This is a genomic window from Bradyrhizobium sp. AZCC 1719, from assembly GCF_036924525.1.
Lineage (GTDB): Bacteria > Pseudomonadota > Alphaproteobacteria > Rhizobiales > Xanthobacteraceae > Bradyrhizobium.
Genome location: NZ_JAZHRU010000001.1, coordinates 474,091 through 494,270, shown reverse-complemented (window position 1 = coordinate 494,270; position 20,180 = coordinate 474,091). Strand labels below are relative to the sequence as shown.

Here is a 20,180-nt window from a genome sequence, read left to right as displayed (position 1 = left end):
CGAATACGCTTGGGTTCATTAGCGAAATTCAGAAGTTGACCCGGATTGAGACGCTGACTCGATAATACCTCAGATAGTACGTCAGAAGATTATACCGCCAGAAGAGGCGTTCATTGCAATGCGCCACACCATCGAGACCGCACCAAGAGATGGGAAAGCCGTAATCCTGGAGCATGATCCGACTGGGACCTATGACATTGCTCAGTGGTCGGCTCACGTGGGTCAGTGGGTCACTGAAAATGGTGAGCCAAGCAAGATCACGCCGACGCATTGGCGTCCAATGCCGGGCGACAAAAATCTCCCACAAGAGCACGATGAAGCGCACACTTCCTCCCGGTTCTGGCCGTCTTCGCCGCGCGCGCGGCGGCTAATCACGGCTTGCTGGATCACGCTCATCGCGGCGGTGGTCATTCGGCTTTACTTCGGCTTCGGGCAAGAGACCTCGTTGCACGGTGAGGACTTGCAGAAACCCGAGTCATTGGCGCCTCGGCAGCAAGCCGAGGCCGGTCAAGCGGACGCGGGCACGAAGGCTATGCAGGCCGAGCAGACCGTAGAGGCACCCGGTGCCCGACGGGCTATCGAGGGGCTAGATATCAAGCTGCAGACTGCGGCTGCGAACCGCGCACAATTGCTCGAACAAGAGCGGCAGAGAACGGCTGCCCTGGCGCAGGAGGCCGCGACTGAGCAACAAGTGCCGACCATGAGCGCGGCGGAAAGCCGTCAAGCTCTCGATGAGGAACGCGCACGCAGTGCCGCGCTGAAGAGCGAACTTGCCACGGCGCGGCGCGAATACGAGACGCAAGCGGCGCAATTGAGCAAGGCGAACGAGGAGGTACGGCAATCCAGGCAGGCGGCAACCGCGGACAGCGCACAATCGCTCGCGCAGGAACGGCAGAAGGCTGCAGCCCTGGCGCAGGAGGTCGCAGCGGCGCGACAAGAGCTGACCACAGGCGCGGCGCAGCACCGGGAAGCGCTCGACGAGGAACGCAAGCGCAGTGCCGAGCTGAAGAGCGAACTCGCTACAGCCCAGCGCGAGAACGAGACGCAAGCGGCGCAGTTGAGCAAGGCGAACGGGGAAGTGCGGCAGCTCAAGCAAGCTGCCGCAGACACCGCAGAATCGCTCGGACAGGAGCGGCAGAAAACGGCTGCCCTCGGACGGGAGGCCGCAGCTGCGCGACAAGAACTCATCATAAGCACGGCGAAACATCGTCAAGTGCTCGACGAGGAACGCGCACGGCAGGCCGCACAGTGGAGCGAACTTGCGGCGGCGCAGCGCGAGATAAAGGCGCAGGCGGCGCAACTGCGCAAGGCGAATGAGGAAATCGGGCAACTCAGGCAGGCGGCAGCGGCGGACAGCTCGCTCGAACAGGAACGGCAGAAGACCGCTGCCCTCGCGCAGGGGGCCGCGGCTGCGCGGCAGGAGCTGACCGCGAGCGCGGCGAAACATCGTCAAGCGCTCGACGAGGAACGCGCACGGCAGGTCACACAGTGGAGCGAACTTGCGGTGGCGCAGCGCGAGATAGAGGCGCAGGCGGCGCAACTGCGCAAGGCGAGCGAGGAAATCAGGCAGCTCAAGCAGGGGGCACAATCGCTCGAACAGGAACGGCAGAAGTCGGCTGCCGTCGCGCAGGAGGCCGCGGCTGCGCAGCAGCAGCTGACCGTGAGCGCGGCGAAGCATCGTCAAACGCTCGATGAGGAGCGCGCGCGCAGCGCCGCGTTGACGGGCGAACTTGCCACAGCGAAGCGCGAAAACGAGATGCTAACAGCGCAACTGCGCAACGCCAGCGAGGAAATGGAGCAGCTCAAGCAAGCGGCGGAACGCTCCCTGACCGACCTGCGACAATCTCTGCAGCAAGAGCGCGACCGAACCGAGGTAATGGCACGAGAAATCGAGTCCTCGCGGCACACGATTGCTGTGCGTGCTGACCCTGAACCGACGGCCAACAGCAGCATTTCCACCGCAGCGCACGTGATCGAGGTAGCCGCGACGGCGCAGCCGCCGGCCGAGGAAGCGCAAGGGAGTCCGGAGGCGACGAGGTTAATCGCGCGCGCCCGCACGCTGCTCGGTCAGGGAAATATTGGGGCGGCGCGGATCGTGCTCGAGCGTGCTGCCGAGACGGGTAGTGCACGGGCAAGCTTCACGCTCGCAGAGACGTATGATCCCGCCATTCTTTCCACATGGGGAACATACGGTACGCGCGGCGATGCGATCAAGGCGCGCGAGCTCTATGCGAAGGCTCGTGCCGGCGGAATTCAGGATGCAAAGGATCGATTGGAGCGGCTGGATCAGTGAGAGGATGACGTTCTGATAATTGGGCATGGAGCCAGGCGGGCCATGGCCGGCTGAAGCCGAAGTTTATACAAGAGGATATTACAGATGAACATGATTTCCAGATCGAGCATTTTGCTCACGTTCGCTGTGTTGGCGCCGATCATTCTGGTGCTTCAGCCTGCCACCCTGGATGCACAAACGCAGAGCGCCCGCAAGGCGCAACGCTCCCCAACGCAGATCTCTGAAAAAGAGAAGATGAATGCCTGGACGGTCGGCCTCGCCGGCGGCTTGCTAGAGGGTGCGCCCCTCCGCCTCGCGGCAGAAATCGCCCGCGTTGTCGACGACGGGCCGAATTTGCATGTGCTACCGATCGTCACCCGGGGCGCTACCGAAAACCTGAACTCGCTGCTCTATTTGCGCGGTGTCGACACGGCGATCATCAATTCCGACGCGCTCGAAGAGTACAAGGTTCAGGTACCCGAGATCCAGCGCCGCATTACCTACCTGCTCAATCTCTTTCCCTCGGAGCTACATATCTTTGTTCGACCCGAAATCCAGAGCCTGCAGGATCTCGCCGGCAAGAAAGTGAACTTCAATACCCAGGGAACGGCCGCCGCCTATTCGGGACCGCTGATCTTCAGCCGTCTCGGCATCAATTCAGAAAACACTTTCATCCCCCATCAGGTCGCGCTGGAGCAGATGCGCAAAGGCGAGATGGCGGCCGTCGTTTTCATCACCTCGAAGCCGGTTGACGCCTTCGTGCGCGGGCGCTGGGAGCCCGGTTTCAAATTCCTTCCTGTCAAATACGAAAGCAAATTCGAGGACTACTATCTTCCCGCGGTGCTGGAAGCGGCCGAATACCCCGGTCTGATCAAGCAAGGCGAGCGTGTTCAGACGATTGCGGTACCGACCGTTCTGGTCGCTTTCAATTGGCCGGCAGGGACAAACCGCTATCAGCGCGTCGCCCGCTTTGTTGATGCTCTGTTTTCCCGTATCGACAAGCTGCAGAGGCCGGGCTTCGACCCGAAGTGGAAGTCGATCAATCTGGCCGCGACGGTCCCCAGCCTCGCCCGCTTTGCGGCGGCGCAGGAGTGGCTGGATCGCCAGGCACACGCGGCACAGGTGTCGCGATGAAAGCGCTTCCTCTCTCCGTCGCGTTTGAAGTCGTCAGCAGGATCGCGCTCGCGCAAGGTCCGACTGACCCGATGGCGGATCTTCGCGCTTGCTCCCAGTTGGAGCGCGAAGAGCGGCTGGAATGTCTGGACAATGTGCTGCGCAACATTGCGCCGGCTCGGCCGGCTCCTGGGGGCGACAATTGGATTGTCAGCGAGACCACCTCGCCCGTTGACTATACGCCGATCATCACCGCCACCACCCTGTCCCACGGCGGCTCAAATGATTATCCGATGCAACTCTCGATTCGCTGCCGCGCCGGTCGCACCGAAACGGTCATTGCAGCACCGGTCCTCTCCGGCAGCGCGAAGGATTATTCCATTTCTTACCGCATCGATGACGATCAGCCCGTGCGGCTTGCGGGAGCCCAGCCGTCGTCCGGAACCGGTGTAGCGTTCACCGGGGACGTCGTGCGCTTGCTGCAGTCGCTGCCCGAGCAGGGCGAGCTTGCCGTTCGTGTGGTGAACCGGACCGGCACCGCTCAGGAAGGACACTTCTTGCTTGGCGGGCTGAAAACGGCGCGAGAGCGGCTCGCCGCGGTGTGCAAATGGCCACACACGGTAGCCGGTCCACGCAACTGAGGTCGTCGAACAATCACGGGAGAAGCGTCATGACAAGGATTGGAAATGCAGTCAGAGTGATGGCCGGCGTCATAGCGCTGCTCATCATGGCGGCGCCATCAGCGCCGGCGCAGGAAAAGAATCAAGCGGCGCTGGTAAAGAAGCAGGCGGCACCTGCGCAAGGGTTGAAGCGTACTGCTGCCGTTGCCCTTGTCGACAAGAAGCCACACCGCCTGATCTTGCAGGTGAATTCGAACGAGCCCGCGATGATGAATCTCGCACTCAACAACGCAACGAACGTTGTGCAGTATTACAAGGACCTCGGCGAGAACGTGGCGATCGACATCGTCACGTTCGGCCCGGGCCTGCACATGCTGCGCGACGACACCTCTCCGGTCAAGGCGCGGATCAAGACGATCTCGGAGAACAATCCATCGATCTCGTTCGAAGCCTGCGCCAATACGCGCGACAATATGAGCAGGGTAGAAAGCAAGGAAATTCCGCTGATGTCGGAAGCGAAGGTCGTGAAATCCGGAGTCGTGCGTGTCATGGAGTTGCAGGAGCAGGGCTGGACATATGTAAAGCCGTGATGACGCCGCCCCTGCGGAGCCGGCAGCTTTCGCCTGACGGCCAGCGATTGCGCAGCTTTACCGCCGCGCAATCGCTGGATTCATCCTAGGGGCACGATGGCACCGAATGCCTAGACCGTCGAAATCCCGTCGATCGGGCTGATATCGCCGACGAACCGCAGCAGATCGGCCATGGTGAATTCGCCCTGTGTCTTGGACGGCAGGGTCGGCTTCCAGTTCTTGCCCTTCAGCCACAGATACGATTGACGGTCGCCGTGGACGAGGCCGACGAACACTTCGGCCACGATCGTGGCGCCCACCGGTCCGAGCTTTTCGCCGCCGCCGCGCTGCTCGGCCTCCTTGAGGATGTAGTACCAGAGCGGTGTGTGCTCGTGCAGGCCGTGCTTCTTTGCCGCGGCGCCGTCCGTGCCACTCGCGATCTCAGCCGGGGTGAGCGGATTCTTGATCTTCATCGCCTTGGCGACATCCTGTCCCGACGGCAGCCCCAGCATCACGCCGCGCTTGAGATTGCGGAACGGCAGGCTACCGCCACCGCCCGGCAGCTCGTGCAACTGCGGTATCAGGAACGGATCGATCTTCCGCGAGGGATTGAGCCGCACATTGGGAGGATTGGCCGCCAGCACCTCGTGATAGCGGCGCCAGTCGATGATCCAGTTGCTCGAGAGCACCGGTATAGGCAGCGGCGGCTGCACCGGATCGGGCGCGAGATCGCCGATGATGCCGCCCGACAGGCCGGTGAACCTGAACAGCAGATTGAGCGTAGCGGGAATGCCGCCGCCCGGCGTGAACTTGCGGTTGTGGCTATAGACCTCGCGCACCATGCTATGGCCGAAGCGGTACGCCGCCGCGGAAAACTCGACCGGCATGTAGGGCGTCTTCTTGAAGCGGTAGAAGCGGCGGCCCTGATCGAGGATCTTGGCGACGATTCCTTTCTCGGTGATGCGCTCCACGAAATCATGCAGCACCATCCATTGGTAATGCCAGGTCACCGTCTGGCGCGCCTGCGTGAATATCTCGCCGGCCGGCACCCCGGACGCAGCAAGACGGTCGCAGACCTTGTTGTGAAACTTCAGCATCGCCAGGTGCGTCTGGGCAACCACGAGATTCTCGTCATTGCGATGGTCGCCGATCAACGCGAAGCCTTCCGGGTTACGCGGCAGGTCGTTGCGCGGCGTGATGGTTACATCGTCAACGCTGATGGTCTTGCCGAGCAGCAGTTTCGGACCGGGCGACTTGCCGTCGGCATCGCCGGGATTGCGCGCGTAAAGTTGCCGGCTGCCGTCGGGACCGAGACCGTAGACGCTGTCGAGATCGAGCGCCGGCGTACGGAAGTTTTCGACCGCCGTCGGGTCGGCTTCCTTGTCGCCGAATGAGGTGAGATCGAGCGTGATGTCGTGATCGACAAATTGGCCGAGATAGGTGAAGCCCGCCGGGATCTTGGTGTTGTTGCCGGCGGCGTCACCGGGGTTGGGATCCTTCATCGCGTCGGCAAGCTCCTGCAGCGGCGCGTCGTCGACGGCGAGCGGTTCGAGATTCGGAAACATCCGCCCGAACATTCCGGGATCGTCATGTCCGGAAAGCGAATCGAGAAACTGTCGGGTCGGTTGGCGGCCAGCCTTGCCATGGCCGGGCTGGACATTCACTTGAGTTGCCATCACTTCCTCCAATCGCAAATGTTGGGAGAAGAGGGGTACCGGTGTGTCGCGTGTCAGGTCAGTAAAGATACAGGCAAATTAGCTCGATACCCCTCGAAAGGGTTCAGTCAGCAAAACCCATCTCCAGATTGTGGCCAATCGGAGCGCGGTGCCAGCGGTTTATTTTTCGATTTGTGTGAGCAGCTTCACTGACCGGATGCGATGTCGAACTCTTTGCGCAGCTCGGCGTCGGTGTAAAAACACACGCCGCCATCGAGATCCCGCACCAGCCACTCCTGCAGATACACGATCTGTGTCCCGCTTTGCCTTTCATGTCGGAGCTCGAGGTGCCCGTCCTCGCTTCGCTGCAGCGAGCAACTGGATTGTACCCAACTCGGCCATTCGTGCAGCGGCTGTCCGGTGAACTGCCAGGCGATCAACGCCACGTTGGTTGGGCGTGGCTTCAGCTTCAGTGTGGTGTCCACAATCGTCTCCGAAACAACGAGTCCTGCTGTTTGACAACGCCCGGGCCCGGCAAAAGTTGGGCGTTTACGCGGCGATTCTCGCCATGATTCGGCGATATTGCCTATGCGTGCTGGGGATGGGTATCCGGGGATACGCGTGAATCCCCAGCCTATCACGCCGGAAAGGCGGACCAGGCAAGCCAAGTCCCCGGCGATGCTGCGTTACCGCACCACTGCCGCGGTCTGGCCGAACAGGATTCGGCGCTCCTCCTCGGTGCGGTTGACGGGCTGCCCAAAGTTCGGATTGACCTCTTTCGCCTTGGCATAGGCGCGCTCCGTCGCGGGGCGGGCGCGGATGGTCTCCAGCCAGCGCTTCAGATGCGGGAAGTCGTCGATGTTCTGGCTCTGGTTCTTGTAAGGCACGATCCAGGGATAGCTCGCCATGTCGGCGATCGAATAGTCGCCGGCGATGAACTCGCGATCGGCCAGACGCTTGTTGAGCACGCCGTAGAGCCGGTTGGTCTCGTTCACGTAGCGGTCGATCGCGTATTTGATCTTGTCCTCGGCGTAGTTGGAGAAGTGATGGTTCTGCCCGGCCATCGGCCCGAGATTGCCCATCTGCCAGAACGTCCACTGGATCGCGTCATAGCGGCCGTAGAGATCGGACGGCAGAAACTTTCCGGTCTTCTCGGCGAGATACAGCAGCATCGCGCCGGACTCGAAGATCGAGATCGGTTTTCCTCCGCCCTTGGGTTCATGATCGACCATCGCGGGGATGCGGTTATTCGGCGCGATCGCCAGAAACTCCGGCTTGAACTGGTCGCCTTTGCCGATGTTGACCGGAAATATTTTGTACTTCAGCCCGGTCTCTTCGAGGAACATCGTGATCTTGTGGCCGTTCGGCGTGGTCCAGTAGTGAAGGTCGATCATGGGGCGATCCTGCTGGTTGAAATCCGTGCGTCGCAAGAAAGATGCGGATGCATGAATTTGATCGGACCGATGTCCCAAGTCAATGCGGGCTAAGGGCGTCGCGCGGAAATGTGATGACGGCTGGCGCCGCGAGACTAGCGTTGCGGCACGCCGATGCGGCCGTGCTCTCGCAGCAGCTTTTCGCCTGATGCGGTGACGATCACCATCAGTCCGGTTCCGGCGATGGTTTCGCGCACGACATAGCCGCGATCGGAAGCGTCTTCCCAGATCGTCAGGCGCGGGCAGGAGGTCCGCCAGGTCGCGACCACTTCTGCGTAATTCCGCGGCCCGCGAGCGACCCATTCGACGAAGTCGAGCACCAGTGGATCTGCAGCATCCGACATCAGCCCTCTCCCTTCAGAAGGAAGCAACCGAGCCGCGAACCAGCAACAGCCAGCTTCCGTAGAGAATGTAATAGCCGGCTACCGTCGTAATCAGCCGGTTGGCCCAGGTACGAAACTGCGCGTCGCTCATCGCCTCAAGAATCCGCCGCGCCAGTGTGGTGCCGAGCATCGAGGCCGCGATCGCAACTGCAGCCAGCACGGGATCGAGCGTCGCAGCCTGGTCGATGATGCCGCCGAAATAGATCAGTTTGGTGAGATGGCTGGCGACCTGGCAGGTTGCCTTGGTGGCGACCACCTCGCGGCGGCCGAAATTGCCGCCGAGAAAGAACGTGTCCATCAGCGGGCCGGAGACGCCGGTCATCAGCATCAGCCCCATGCAGATGAAGCCGTAGAACGAGCCCTGCCAGATGCTGTCCGGGTTCGGCTTGAGGTTCTTCGGCATCAGCCGCGCCATGAACGGCGTGGCCCCGAGCAACAGCAAGGCAATCGGCTTGTCCGGCACGTAGCGGGTGAGCGACCAGAGGCCGAGCGCCAGCGCGCAGCCGATCAGATAGACGAACACCGGCCGCCAGCGGATATGCGCCCGCCACAGAAACGCGCGCCAGCCGTTGGAGGCCATCTGCGTGATCGCATGCAGCACCATCGCGGTGGGCAGCGGCATCAGCATCAGCAGCACGCCGATCAGGATCATCCCGCCGGCCATGCCGAACAGGCCGGACAGAAACGCCGTCGCGACCATCAAAGCACCGAGGGCTGCAATCATCAGGGCCGTCATCGGCAATCTCCACAATCATATTTCTGCCGTGCTTGGACGGCGTGCGCAAACTGAGTTATCTTGCTCTGGCATCAGTTTTCCTGAGGGTCATGTGCGGCGGCTGCTCTTTCTCAACGGCATCAAGGCGTTCGAAGCGGCAGCGCGCACCGGCAGCTTCGCCGCCGCCGGGACCGAGCTCAACGTTTCGGCCGCCGCCGTCAGCCGGATGGTGCATCTGTTGGAAGAGCGGCTGGGGGTGGCGCTGTTCGAGCGGAAGGCCAACCGCCTCGTGACCACCGCCGCCGGCCGCGCCTATCAGAACGGGCTGACGCCGATCTTCGACGCGTTGGCGAGCCTGACAGCGCAGGTGACCGCGCCTGCAAGCGTGCGCGTGCTGACCATCGGCGTCGGTCCGACCTTTGCGATGAAATGGCTGATCCCGCGGCTGGCGGACTTCCGGAAAGAGGAGCCCGATATCGACGTCCGCATCACCACCGGCGGCGCCGCGGTGCCGTTCGGCGAGGACTGGAGCTGCGGCATCAAGCTCGGCGACGGCGAATGGCCCGGACTGATCGCCGAGCCGTTGTTCGCCGCCGATCTGCTGCCGGTTTGCGCGCCGCGCCTTGCGAACGCGCTCAAACGTCCTGGCGATCTGAAGGGGCCGACCCTGCTGCGGGTGGCGCATTCGCCCGACGACTGGCCGTCATGGCTCGAGGCCGCCGGCACCGCCCGCATCAGCGCCCGCGGGCCGGAGTTCGAATTTTACGGCCAGGCCCTGCAGGCCGCCGTCGACGGCCTCGGCGTCGCCATGGGCATCCGCCCCTATATCGACGACGACCTCGCCGCCGGCCGGCTGGTCGCGCCGTTTGCGTTAAGTGTGCCGAAAGGCATGCGCTGGTATCTGGTCTATCGCGGCTTCAGCACCGGGCAGCGCGATTTCGCCGCGTTCCGGCGCTGGATCGTTCGCGCGGCAGCGGAGCCCGCCACGCGCCGCAGGGGCCACAGACATGCCGGATGAGAAGATCGAAACGCTGGTGATCGGCGGCGGCCAGGCCGGCCTCGTGATGAGCCACCGCCTCAAGCAGCGCGGACTGTCGCATCTGGTGCTCGAGCGCCACCGGATCGCCGAACGCTGGCGCAGCGAACGCTGGGACGGATTGATATTCCAGTTTCCGAACTGGTCGGTGCGGCTGCCGGACTTTCCGTTTCCGCACAGTGATCCCGATGGGTTTTCGGATACGGCCACCATCATCAAGTTTATCGAGGCTTATGCGGATTTCGTCGCGCCGCCGATCCGCTGCGGCGTCGCGGTGACGCGGCTGTCGCAGCGTGACGGCGGGCGCTTTGTCGCCGAGACCACGGATGGCACGATCGAAGCTGACAATGTCGTCGTCGCCACCGGACCTTATCAGCGCAGCGTGATCCCGGACCTGTTGCGCGATCATCCGGTGTTTCAGGTGCGTGCCGCCGATTACAAAAATCCCGAACAGCTTCCGCCGGGCGCGGTGCTGGTGGCCGGCGCCGGCGCGTCCGGCGCGCAGATCGCCGAGGAATTGCTGCAGGCCGGGCGGCGCGTCTATCTCTCGGTCGGACGGCATCGCCGCCTGCCGCGCCGCTACCGCAGCCGCGACCTGATCTGGTGGCTCGCCGAAATGCAGTTCGACCAGATCACCCCGGAGGAGCGCGGGCCCGCGCGCCTCGGCCCGGTGATTTCGGGCGCCTATGGCGGCCGCAGCATCGATTTCCGCGACTTCGCCGCCCGCGGCATGATTTTGCTCGGACGCCTCGACGCCGCGGATGGCGGCGTGCTCGACATCGCACCTAGCCTCGACAAGAGCCTTGGCGACGGCGACATCGCCTTCACCACCTTCCTCGACACCATCGATGAATATGTGAAACGGCGCCGCCTGGAACTGCCGGAAGAACCCGGCGCCCGCGCGACGCTTCCCGACCCGCCTTGCGTCACCGCGCCGCTGACGCGCCTCGACCTCGCCGCGGAGGGCATCTCTTCGATCATCTGGGCGACTGGCTACGGCGTCGATTTCGGCTGGATCGATATCCCGGTCCTCGACGCCCGCGGCGAAGCGGTTCATCGCAACGGCATCTCAGCCGTATCCGGCCTGTACTTCCTCGGCCTGCAATGGCTGTCGAAGATGAACTCCTCGTTCCTGTCAGGCGTCGGCGACGATGCCGTGGTGCTCGCGGATCATATTGCTTCCCGACGCTGAGCACTCGTGTCCCGGACGCGACGCGGCGTGAAACGCTGCTCCGCAGGGCCGGGACCTCACGACTCTCGCCCGAACCGATGGACCCCGGAACAGCAGCGCACCGCCAGCGCGCTGCGCAGCATCCGGGGAACGCCGGCCCAGGCGACGTCTTCCGAAAAAACCTCCGCGACATGTGAACCGCTTCACATCTGCCTCCGCCGCGCCGTGCTCTGCTCGCGCCATGCGCAATTTCCGGGGGACGCGCCATGATCTATGGCGGCTTTGAAATTCAGTCGTTCGAAGCAGGGAGAGGGCTATGGCACGCCAGGATTCAACGGGCCGACCAGGAGCCGGTGGTGATCGATGGCCTGGCGTTTCCGACGCTCGAGGTCGGCTTCGCCTGGTCGAATCCGGAAGCGGCGATCGCGGATGCGAAAGCCCATATCGATCGCTTCATGCCGCGGTTCGCGAATCGGTAAGCGCTGTCGGCGCGCTGGCCGGCCGAATCTCCGTTCCCCCTTCCGAACAGACCCTGCAGGCCACGCCGCTGCTTTCGACCTGTCCGGATTGCAGCGCGGCGCTCGCGGTGCTGCGTATCATCCGGCCGCGCCGGTGCCGAGTACTGGACCATGCGATGCACGCGCTGCGGCGGGATTCATCTGGAGATCGTCAAGGCAGCGCCGGCCAGAGCTGACAATGGTGACCTTCGCGTCTGAGGCGCGGGGTTCCCGATTGCGGTCTTGCTGACATCTGCTGACAGGCAGAAGCACGCGCGCTTTCGCGCGGCCATTTGCCCTTTTCTCACCGGCTGACTCGTCCCATATTCGCCGCATGGCGAAGAAACCGGACGCTCCCCGAAAATCAGGCAAAACCCCGAAATCCAAGGCGCACCGGCCCGAGGTGCAACCAATCGGACCGGCGCTCGCGGAACTGCTCAATCCCGCGCTCAACCGCGGCGACGCCGGCATGGGCTCGGGCACCGGCCTGCAGCCGCCGCCGGACAATTCCTGGGACCGCCGCGCCGGCGGCGAGGCCGCCGCGCATCGCGCGCGAGCCTCGACCAAAGGGACGAGCGATGACGTCGCGAAACGCGATGCCAGGCAAGGCCTCAACGAATCCCCCCAAGCCAACTACGGCACCGCGGCCACGATCCCGACGCTCGACCCGGAACTCGCGCGCCAGCTCGGCCTGCCGACCGCGGAAGACGACGAGGAATCCCTTGCCCGTCCACCGCGCAACAAGATGGAAGCGCTCGGCGTCAAAGCCACCGCCGATGCGCTGGAAAGCCTGATCCGCGACGGCCGTCCCGAATTTCGCGGCGATAACGGCCAGCTCAAAGTCTGGACGCCGCACCGGCCGCCGCGGCCCGAAAAATCCGAAGGCGGCGTGCGCTTCGAGATCAAATCCGAATACCAGCCGAAAGGCGACCAGCCGACCGCGATCGCCGAACTGGTCGAAGGCATCAGCCGCAACGACCGCACCCAGGTGCTGCTCGGCGTCACCGGCTCGGGCAAGACCTACACCATGGCCAAGGTGATCGAGGCGACGCAGCGCCCGGCCCTCATTCTCGCGCCGAACAAGACGCTGGCCGCGCAGCTCTATGGCGAGTTCAAGAACTTTTTTCCCGACAACGCGGTCGAGTATTTCGTCTCCTACTACGACTACTACCAGCCCGAGGCTTACGTCCCGCGCACCGACACCTACATCGAGAAGGACTCGTCCATCAACGAGCAGATCGACCGCATGCGCCATTCGGCGACGCGCGCGCTGCTGGAGCGCGACGACGTCATCATCGTGGCGTCCGTGTCGTGCATCTACGGTATCGGCTCGGTCGAGACCTACACCGCGATGACCTTTGCGCTGAAGAAGGGCGAGCGCATCGACCAGCGGCAGTTGATCGCCGACCTCGTCGCGCTGCAGTACAAGCGCACGCAGGCCGATTTCACCCGCGGCACGTTTCGCGTCCGAGGCGACGTCATCGACATCTTCCCGGCGCACTATGAGGACCGCGCCTGGCGCGTGAACCTGTTCGGCGACACCGTCGAGAATATCGAGGAGTTCGATCCGCTCACCGGCCACAAGCAGGACGATCTCGAATTCATCAAGATCTACGCCAACTCGCACTATGTGACGCCGCGGCCGACGCTGGTGCAGGCGATCAAGTCGATCAAGAGCGAGCTGAAGCTGCGGCTCGACGAGCTCAACAACCAGGGCCGCCTCTTGGAAGCGCAGCGGCTGGAGCAGCGCACCACCTTCGACCTCGAAATGATGGAGGCGACCGGAAGCTGCGCCGGCATCGAGAACTATTCGCGCTACCTCACCGGGCGCCGCCCCGGCGAGCCGCCGCCGACGCTGTTCGAATACGTGCCCGACAATGCGCTGGTGTTCGCCGACGAAAGCCACGTCACCGTGCCGCAGATCGGCGGCATGTTCCGCGGCGATTTCCGCCGCAAGGCGACGCTCGCCGAATACGGTTTTAGGCTGCCCTCCTGCATGGACAACCGCCCGCTGCGGTTCGAGGAATGGGACATGATGCGCCCGCAATCGGTCGCGGTGTCGGCGACGCCCGGCGGCTGGGAGCTGAACGAAAGCGGCGGCGTGTTCGTCGAGCAGGTGATCCGTCCCACGGGCTTGATCGATCCGCCGGTCGACATTCGTCCGGCGCGCACGCAGGTCGACGATCTCGTCGGCGAGGTCCGCGCGACCGCTGCCGCGGGTTATCGCTCGCTGATCACGGTACTCACAAAGCGCATGGCGGAAGACCTCACCGAGTACCTGCACGAGCAGGGCATTCGTGTGCGCTACATGCACTCTGATATCGACACCATCGAGCGCATCGAGATCATCCGGGATTTGCGTCTCGGCGCGTTCGACGCGCTGGTCGGCATCAACCTCTTGCGCGAAGGCCTCGACATTCCCGAATGCGCGCTGGTCGCGATCCTCGACGCCGACAAGGAAGGCTTTTTGCGCAGCGAGACCTCGCTGATCCAGACCATCGGCCGCGCCGCGCGCAACGTCGACGGCAAGGTGATCCTCTACGCCGACCAGATGACCGGCTCGATGGAGCGCGCCATCGCCGAAACCAATCGCCGTCGCGAAAAGCAGGTCGAATACAACACTGCCAACGGCATCACGCCGGAGAGCGTGAAGAAATCGATCGGCGACATCCTCAACTCCGTCTACGAGCGCGATCACGTGCTGGTCGAGATCGGCGACGGCGGCATGGCGGACGACGTCATCTCGATCGGCCACAATTTCGAGGCCGTCCTGAACGACCTCGAAACCCGCATGCGCGAGGCCGCCGCCGATCTGAACTTCGAGGAAGCCGCCAGGCTCCGCGACGAAGTCAAGCGCCTGCGCGCGACGGAAATGGCCGTGGTCGACGACCCCACCGCAAAACAGCGCGCCGTGCAAGGCAAGGCCGGCGCCTATGCCGGGACGAAGAAGTACGGCGAGGCCGCCAACCTGCCGACATCAGCGATGAAGAAGCGCGGCGCGTCTTCACCCTCCGCTGTAGGGGGAGGGTCGACCGCCGCAGGCGGTCGGGGCGGGATGAGCCGCAGCGGCGGTCCTTCCACCTCCAAAGTCCACAAACCCCACTTAGACGAAATGCACGGCCCGGAATCCTTGCCCCACCGCCCCAGCGGCGCCAAACCGCGCAAGCCGGAGATCGGCAGTGGCAGCAAAATCTTCCAGCCCACGGATTCGCGGCAGTCGGGGCCCGAGTTCGGCCCAGCGCCGCGGTCGAGCGGCGGCGCGCCGGGGCACCGGGGTGGGTGGAAGAAGCGGTAGTCGATCAACGGTCGGCGCCCGGAAATCGTCGTTCGCAATAGACGGGAGAACTGTCGCATCGAAAGTCGGCTTGAGAACAATCTAGCGCTTCTTTGGCCTGATGAGCTGGTCATGGACGTTCTTCGCCTGGATTCAGCTCGCTCTTTGCATCGGCGACAGGCTTCGGATCGAGGAGAATGTCATGCCCGAAGCACAAAGCGACATTGACTATACAGTTCATGTCGGCAGACACGAGACGACATTCCGTGCGAATACCGCCAAGGGAGAGGAATTCCTCGGCGGCGTTGACCTCACCATGTCCAATGAGGAAGCACATACATTCATACAGGATGCCCGGGCGGCAGGACTAACGGTCAAATCGTTTTTCTAACGACTTCGCAACCCCAATCAAATCATCCACTCATCGGATGAATGGCATAGGATGGTTGCGGACTACCAAACCGATAAAGCCGAGCACCACCAAGACAGCGCCAGCTACCATCAACCAATGCGGAAATTGCATCCCGGAGAGTATCTCAATCAGGCGACCTCCGATCGATCAAACCTTTGGCTTCGGCCGAACCGCGCCGCAAAGCGGATGGGAGTCGCAACGGTCAGCTAGGGAGATCGTGCATTTCCAAGGGTTTGGAACAGCGTTTGTCGCCACCAATCGCTTTCGATCTGATCGAGCACGGCGAGATCGAGCATGGGCCGCAAGGTACTGCCCTTCGGCAGCACGATTGCATAGCTCTCGCTGCTGAAGCTGGTGTCGACAACACGAACCGAGGCCGAGAAATCCTTCCGAACGATCCAGGTCAGAAGCGGTTTGTCATGGACGAAGGCATCGATCGCGCCGCGGCTCAATGCAGATAGGCCGCTTTGAGGGTCTGGAAATGCTCGAAAGGAAAGTTGCTGACGAGTGAGGTAGTCGGTTGTCGTAGAGTTCGCGACGGCGCCGACGCGCACGGATCGCAAGTCGTTGAAGCCGTGAACGGCGCCTTCAAGCCCTCGGCGCGTGAGGGTGGAGGTGATCCCTGCGGTGAAGACGGCTATGGCGATGATGGAAGCGATCATCCACCCGATTGCGACGATGCGCCCGGGGAGAGTTGTCGGCGCATTCTGGGCGGCTCCCGCCTGTGTCATGGCAATGGTCGACCACCAGAAGCTGGAGCCGAGTCCCTTGGCCCCTCCGCCGAAATGTTCCGTTTTCCGGCGTTCCAGCAACCAAATGAGGAATCCGACTGCCATCGCAAAACATAGCAGCACGGCGACAGCCTGAAAAAAGCCGAACGAAAGCAGCGCCCGCCCGATCGAGACCCAGACGTTTTCATGGATCGGCACCGCAATCCCAAGTCCGGTGTTGTAGAAAGGTTGAGTAAAGTCGGCACTGCGTGCACGCCCGGCGGTCACAGTTACTGCTGCGACACCGGCGTCGAAAGTGCCATTCGCGACGCCGTTCACCAGGTCCTGCACGCTCTGGGTCTCAACCAAACGAAAGCGCAGATGTGCTCCGGCAGCGATCTTTTCCCAGAGCTCGATGCTGATACCGCCCCAGCTCCCATCCGGCTGCTTCATCGCGAAGGGCGGGGCCTCCTTGGTCGCCACTACCAATTCTCTGTCAGGGACTGTGCTTTGAGCTCGAACGGCGTTGCAGCCGAGTGCAAGCACCGCCAGCGACAGAAGGCATAGCAGGACCGGTCGAAGTGACGAAATCGCTGGTTCGCCTTGCGAGGCCCGATCTCGACGCTCTAACCGGCTAACGGATTCCGGAGCGAAATCCAGCCCGTCATATGCGCCGCGGTGCGGGACTGCCGGAGATTCCTCGAACGAACTCATAGCGGACCTTAACTTGATACATTTCGAGATCGGCCGACGGAAGCATTGCTATTTGGCGGCATTTCGTCATCAGGCGGGGCGCCGGACCGGCTCGGCCCGATGCGGAACCAACGCGCCGGAACGCGGTCAGCTCCCGAGAAGCGGTGACGCGGTGAATATCGGCTTCAATGTTCGCTCAACCCGTCCCTCCGCCGCCGGCGCCCTTCCTCGCGATCACCTGCCGGCACCTGCAATGCGCGACAATGCTGGAAGTGCACGATAGCGCGCAATTTCGTGCGAAAATTCGGCGCGGTTGGCGAGCAGGAGCACGCCAACCTTTCGACCGCTTCGATCGCGCGAGTAGGCGCTCTGCTCGGGAGCGCACCCAAATATCCGGCTTGCGAGATATTCGGAAGATCGCCGGCTGATCGGCGGCATCGAGCTTCCGCGCTGTCGACCGCCGCAGGCGGTCGGGGGCGGGTGAGCCGCAGCGGCGGTCCTTCCACCTCCAAAGTCCACAAACCCCATCTCGACGAAATGCACGGCCCGGAATCCTTGCCCCACCGCCCCAGCGGCGCCAAACTGCGCAAGCCGGAGATCGGCAGCGGCTGCAAAATCTTCCAGCCGACGGACTCGCGGCAGTCCGGGCCAGAGTTCGGACCGGCGCCGCGATCGAGCGGCGGCGCGCCGGGACATCGAGGTGGGTGGAAGAAGAGATGACTCGCCTGTGATCCGCGCGTGTACTCCTAAGCGCTTCATGTCTGCTTCGGGCTAACTCGGCTCCGAGCGGGCCACGAAGCTGACTTCCGCTAAGGCTGACCTCGCTTGGCTTCGCGGCATGCTCCGATTTGGGAGTGGCGGTCTAATTCAAACTAAACCGGCTTAGCGGGCTCGACACAGGTTTCCGTAAGCCACCTACCTAATGCACGACCTTCATGGCGCGGGAAAAGGAAAGAAACCCACCCGAGCCCGATGTGCCTCAGGCGCATTACAATGCCGTCGATTTCTGCATGGGGAGATTGAATAGTACGCCAAGCCGGGTCGACCACAAGGAATTCCTGCGCTCCCCCGCTTTGGTCCGGCTCTGGGCGCACCTGTTGGTTTAGGGCAGCGCGAAATTGTCCGAGGCCGGCGATCACGGCATCCATTTCATCTGCATTTAATGTCGATTCCCCAACGACTTTGCCATCGTTCAGCAACTGCAAATGCACGTGGCTCTTATCGTCAGCGAGCGTTAGACTTAGGTTCTGTACAGTCAACGGTTCTAGCCCTTTTTGCCCACCATCAAAATCAAGCTTCGCCTTACTTTTGAACGCTGTTGCGACGTTTAAGACCGAGAACGACAGATTGTTGCCCCGTTTTGCAATTGCTGCAGCGGGCTGACCATGCTCATCACGGAGAATGGTTATGCTTTCAGGCAGTCCAACAGGGGTGTCGTCGCTAAAGAATATATCGACCGGTTTCTCAAGCAGTTTAGAAGCTTTGGCGCGAAACTCTGCCGGTGCGCCCTCAATTCGAACTGTTCTGTAACCTTGCCCTTCTCGGATCAAAATCAACCCGCCTGGAGATTGCCGGCGGTAGATCACCATACCCTCGGGGTCCTGAACCTCAGTCACGGCCAAACCGTACCCCCCGGCTTCCGCGGTGCCGTGAGGGACAACCGCACCCGGACCAACCTTATCCAAGATCGGATCAGAAACCGCGTGCGCATAACCGCACAAATAAGCGCCTTCGCCGACGAGAACATAGGGTACTGCCCATCCTCCAACATCGCGTTCAGCGCGCTGCAAAAACAACCGGAGCATCGAGACCGTAGCTTCAGAGACGCCCTCGGGGATTTCCCTAGGAGCTTTGCTGCCAAACATGAAATGCTCCACAGACTTTGGAACGGGGTCGATTTCGGTCGCGTGGCGAATGCGTTGAAATTGTTCGAAGGCATCCTTCTCGCCTATGTACGTGGCGGCCACTTCGTGAGCATTGCCTCCGGATATCTTAAAAAGACGCGGAGTACTCGCGTCCAAGTACATATAAAGAAAATCTACATTCGGATTTTCGGTCTGTGCCTGACACAACATACGGATGGTATTCTGACCACTTGGCATGCCCGCCGCTTGTTCAATCAGCTGAACTCCGTTGTGTGCGTCGCCTGAAAAAGCAACCAAGGACTGCCTATCCTGCGCCGGAAGACATTTGACCTGATATTCTCGATCCCGAAGTTGGATAGTGCCGCCCGTTATGAGGGTGTCCGATATGATCCAGCCTGTTCCTGAAGTGACACCAGCCACAATGAGCGTCATTGATCACGTACCTTGGACAGAAAACTGCACCTACATAGGTCATTGCGGCCGGATTTTTCAATCCGCTCGACCTCGCCATGGACGATACGCCGTCTGCGCTTGACATGGGTTTCTGAAGGGAAGGACTTCCGCCGCTTACGCGTGATGCGAAAAGCTGGAGAGGTTTTCGAGATCGCGATGCTTGCGCATGACACCCCTCCATAGTCGGGATCACGGCCTTTTTCACCGCGGCACCTAGCTAGCACACGTCACCGCGATCGCAAACTTCCTGAAGCGGTGGGGCCTGGCGGGCAACCGTGCCGATGGCAACGGCGATTGCAGAAGCATCTTCGCATTCGAATGCCTCGTTGAGGTACGCCGCGATCATCTCGGGGCTGTCGAGATATTCGGCTGCATCGAACGGTTTTGCCTTGGCCATTTCAGCGCTCAACGTCAGCGGGATATCACCTGCTGAGATGCAGGTGTTAGTAGCTTATACGCTACAGAGCATTTCTTGTCGACGAGGGGCTTCTCGCGCCAACGGCTGACCGGAAGCCACACTCCCTATCGTGGCTATTGATTCCTCGCTCGCCGTTTTCGCGGCGCCTCGGAATGACGAGCGGAGAAAGCTACCGCCCGACCGCCACCGCCAGCACCGACAGCATCATCACATTTGTTACTAGTTGCAGCGACACCATCGGCTGCGCTCGCCGCTCGGCGAACGACTGGTTCGCGTCGAAGAACAGCGGCTCGTAGCTGTTCTCACCCGGCGCTTTGCGCCGACCTCTCGCCGCAAGAGCGGGGCGAGGTGACTTTCGATGCGCTTCACGCTCGCAAAGTCGACGAACCGAAGCGACGCTTACAGGAGGCCACTACTACCGATTGCGCAGCTGACCTGGCAAATCAGGCATGGCTTGGTCCAGTCCTCGCTGCGAAAATAAACCGCTTCGCGATTACCCCAAATCACTCCTACAACTCCCGCCATCCCGCACCCGCTAGAGGGGCGTATCGCGATCGTCACGGACGTTGGGCGCGGGAGGCGATGGACGCGGCAGCGTCGGGTGCGCAAGTTGATCGCAGGGCGGGTCTCCCGTGAGCGATCGAACAGCGCGCAGACGACCGGCACTTAAACGCTTCGACCAGGACTTCGGTTTGGCAGCATACGGGCCGATCGAAACATTCTGGTCGGGGAAGCCGCGGACGGCAAAGCCGTGTGGTCCTGGCACCCGTTGCTGGTGTCAAGCTGGCGGAGATTGATCTGGCACAACCGGGCTTCGATCAATCGTCAATCCGCCAGCGACGGAGGCCAGAGGAATTCGGCTCCGGGGAGAGCACGGTATAAGCCGTAAAA

General features: G+C 62.2%; 17 protein-coding genes and 1 pseudogene. 10 read left to right on the top strand and 8 right to left on the bottom strand.

Features of this window, described 5'->3' with window-relative positions:
- Positions 1–118 precede the first annotated feature (118 nt).
- The 4 genes from V1292_RS02400 (at position 119) to V1292_RS02385 (ending at position 4,595) form a co-directional block, all read left to right on the top strand.
- On the top strand, positions 119–2,293 hold the full coding sequence (locus tag V1292_RS02400) for a hypothetical protein (protein WP_334370152.1): 2,175 nt from the start codon (positions 119–121) through the stop codon (positions 2,291–2,293).
- A 90-nt stretch (positions 2,294–2,383) separates the two neighbouring features.
- Positions 2,384–3,406, top strand: coding sequence for a TAXI family TRAP transporter solute-binding subunit (locus V1292_RS02395; protein WP_442895593.1), 1,023 nt, complete (start codon positions 2,384–2,386; stop codon positions 3,404–3,406).
- Positions 3,403–4,026 carry a hypothetical protein gene (locus V1292_RS02390; protein WP_334370150.1) on the top strand — a complete coding sequence of 208 codons (624 nt, stop codon included), beginning with the start codon at positions 3,403–3,405 and terminating at the stop codon, positions 4,024–4,026. Before V1292_RS02395 ends, V1292_RS02390 begins: the two co-directional genes overlap by 4 nt.
- Positions 4,027–4,055: 29 nt before the next feature.
- Entirely contained in the window at positions 4,056–4,595 is a 540-nt protein-coding gene (locus V1292_RS02385) for a DsrE family protein (RefSeq protein WP_334370149.1), read from the top strand.
- 110 nt (positions 4,596–4,705) lie between these two features.
- Here the strand turns inward: V1292_RS02385 and V1292_RS02380 are convergent, their stop codons facing one another.
- The 5 genes from V1292_RS02380 to V1292_RS02360 all read right to left on the bottom strand — a co-directional run bounded on the left by V1292_RS02380 (position 4,706) and on the right by V1292_RS02360 (position 8,781).
- Positions 4,706–6,250, bottom strand: coding sequence for a peroxidase family protein (locus V1292_RS02380; RefSeq protein WP_334370148.1), 1,545 nt, complete (start codon positions 6,248–6,250; stop codon positions 4,706–4,708).
- Positions 6,251–6,435: 185 nt separating this feature from the next.
- Positions 6,436–6,714 carry a hypothetical protein gene (locus V1292_RS02375; protein WP_334370147.1) on the bottom strand — a complete coding sequence of 93 codons (279 nt, stop codon included), beginning with the start codon at positions 6,712–6,714 and terminating at the stop codon, positions 6,436–6,438.
- A 201-nt stretch (positions 6,715–6,915) separates the two neighbouring features.
- Entirely contained in the window at positions 6,916–7,623 is a 708-nt protein-coding gene (locus tag V1292_RS02370; protein ID WP_334370146.1) for a glutathione binding-like protein, read from the bottom strand.
- A 134-nt stretch (positions 7,624–7,757) separates the two neighbouring features.
- Positions 7,758–8,006: a hypothetical protein gene (locus V1292_RS02365; RefSeq protein WP_334370145.1), complete on the bottom strand. Its 249-nt coding sequence runs from the start codon at positions 8,004–8,006 to the stop codon at positions 7,758–7,760.
- A gap of 13 nt (positions 8,007–8,019) precedes the next feature.
- Positions 8,020–8,781: a sulfite exporter TauE/SafE family protein gene (locus tag V1292_RS02360; RefSeq protein ID WP_334370144.1), complete on the bottom strand. Its 762-nt coding sequence runs from the start codon at positions 8,779–8,781 to the stop codon at positions 8,020–8,022.
- A gap of 91 nt (positions 8,782–8,872) precedes the next feature.
- Here V1292_RS02360 and V1292_RS02355 point away from each other — a divergent pair, with 91 nt between their 5' ends.
- The 5 genes from V1292_RS02355 to V1292_RS02335 all read left to right on the top strand — a co-directional run bounded on the left by V1292_RS02355 (position 8,873) and on the right by V1292_RS02335 (position 15,129).
- Complete coding sequence (locus tag V1292_RS02355; RefSeq protein WP_334370143.1) at positions 8,873–9,778, top strand: LysR substrate-binding domain-containing protein; 906 nt, start codon at positions 8,873–8,875, stop codon at positions 9,776–9,778.
- Positions 9,768–10,988 (top strand): NAD(P)-binding domain-containing protein, encoded by a 1,221-nt coding sequence (locus V1292_RS02350; protein ID WP_334370142.1) that lies wholly within the window; start codon positions 9,768–9,770, stop codon positions 10,986–10,988. Before V1292_RS02355 ends, V1292_RS02350 begins: the two co-directional genes overlap by 11 nt.
- A 245-nt stretch (positions 10,989–11,233) precedes the next feature.
- Complete coding sequence (locus V1292_RS02345; protein ID WP_057842216.1) at positions 11,234–11,446, top strand: hypothetical protein; 213 nt, start codon at positions 11,234–11,236, stop codon at positions 11,444–11,446.
- 352 nt (positions 11,447–11,798) lie between these two features.
- Positions 11,799–14,759: an excinuclease ABC subunit UvrB gene (gene uvrB, locus V1292_RS02340; RefSeq protein ID WP_334370141.1), complete on the top strand. Its 2,961-nt coding sequence runs from the start codon at positions 11,799–11,801 to the stop codon at positions 14,757–14,759.
- Positions 14,760–14,940: 181 nt separating this feature from the next.
- The gene (locus tag V1292_RS02335) at positions 14,941–15,129 is read left to right on the top strand and encodes a hypothetical protein (RefSeq protein ID WP_334370140.1); all 189 of its coding nucleotides are present in this window, start codon (positions 14,941–14,943) and stop codon (positions 15,127–15,129) included.
- A 227-nt stretch (positions 15,130–15,356) separates the two neighbouring features.
- On the opposite strand, the gene V1292_RS02330 is transcribed toward V1292_RS02335, so the two are convergent.
- Entirely contained in the window at positions 15,357–16,343 is a 987-nt protein-coding gene (locus V1292_RS02330) for a transporter substrate-binding domain-containing protein (protein ID WP_334370139.1), read from the bottom strand.
- A 699-nt stretch (positions 16,344–17,042) separates the two neighbouring features.
- On the opposite strand from V1292_RS02330, the pseudogene V1292_RS33820 reads away from it, so the two are divergent.
- Positions 17,043–17,273, top strand: a pseudogene (locus tag V1292_RS33820) (hypothetical protein); the annotation flags it as partial.
- A gap of 152 nt (positions 17,274–17,425) precedes the next feature.
- On the opposite strand, the gene V1292_RS02325 reads toward V1292_RS33820, so the two are convergent.
- Together V1292_RS02325 and V1292_RS02320 are read right to left on the bottom strand one after the other, a co-directional pair.
- On the bottom strand, positions 17,426–18,850 hold the full coding sequence (locus V1292_RS02325) for a hypothetical protein (RefSeq protein ID WP_334370138.1): 1,425 nt from the start codon (positions 18,848–18,850) through the stop codon (positions 17,426–17,428).
- Positions 18,851–19,088: 238 nt separating this feature from the next.
- Entirely contained in the window at positions 19,089–19,268 is a 180-nt protein-coding gene (locus tag V1292_RS02320; protein WP_334370137.1) for a helix-turn-helix domain-containing transcriptional regulator, read from the bottom strand.
- Between the last annotated feature and the right edge of the window lie 912 nt (positions 19,269–20,180).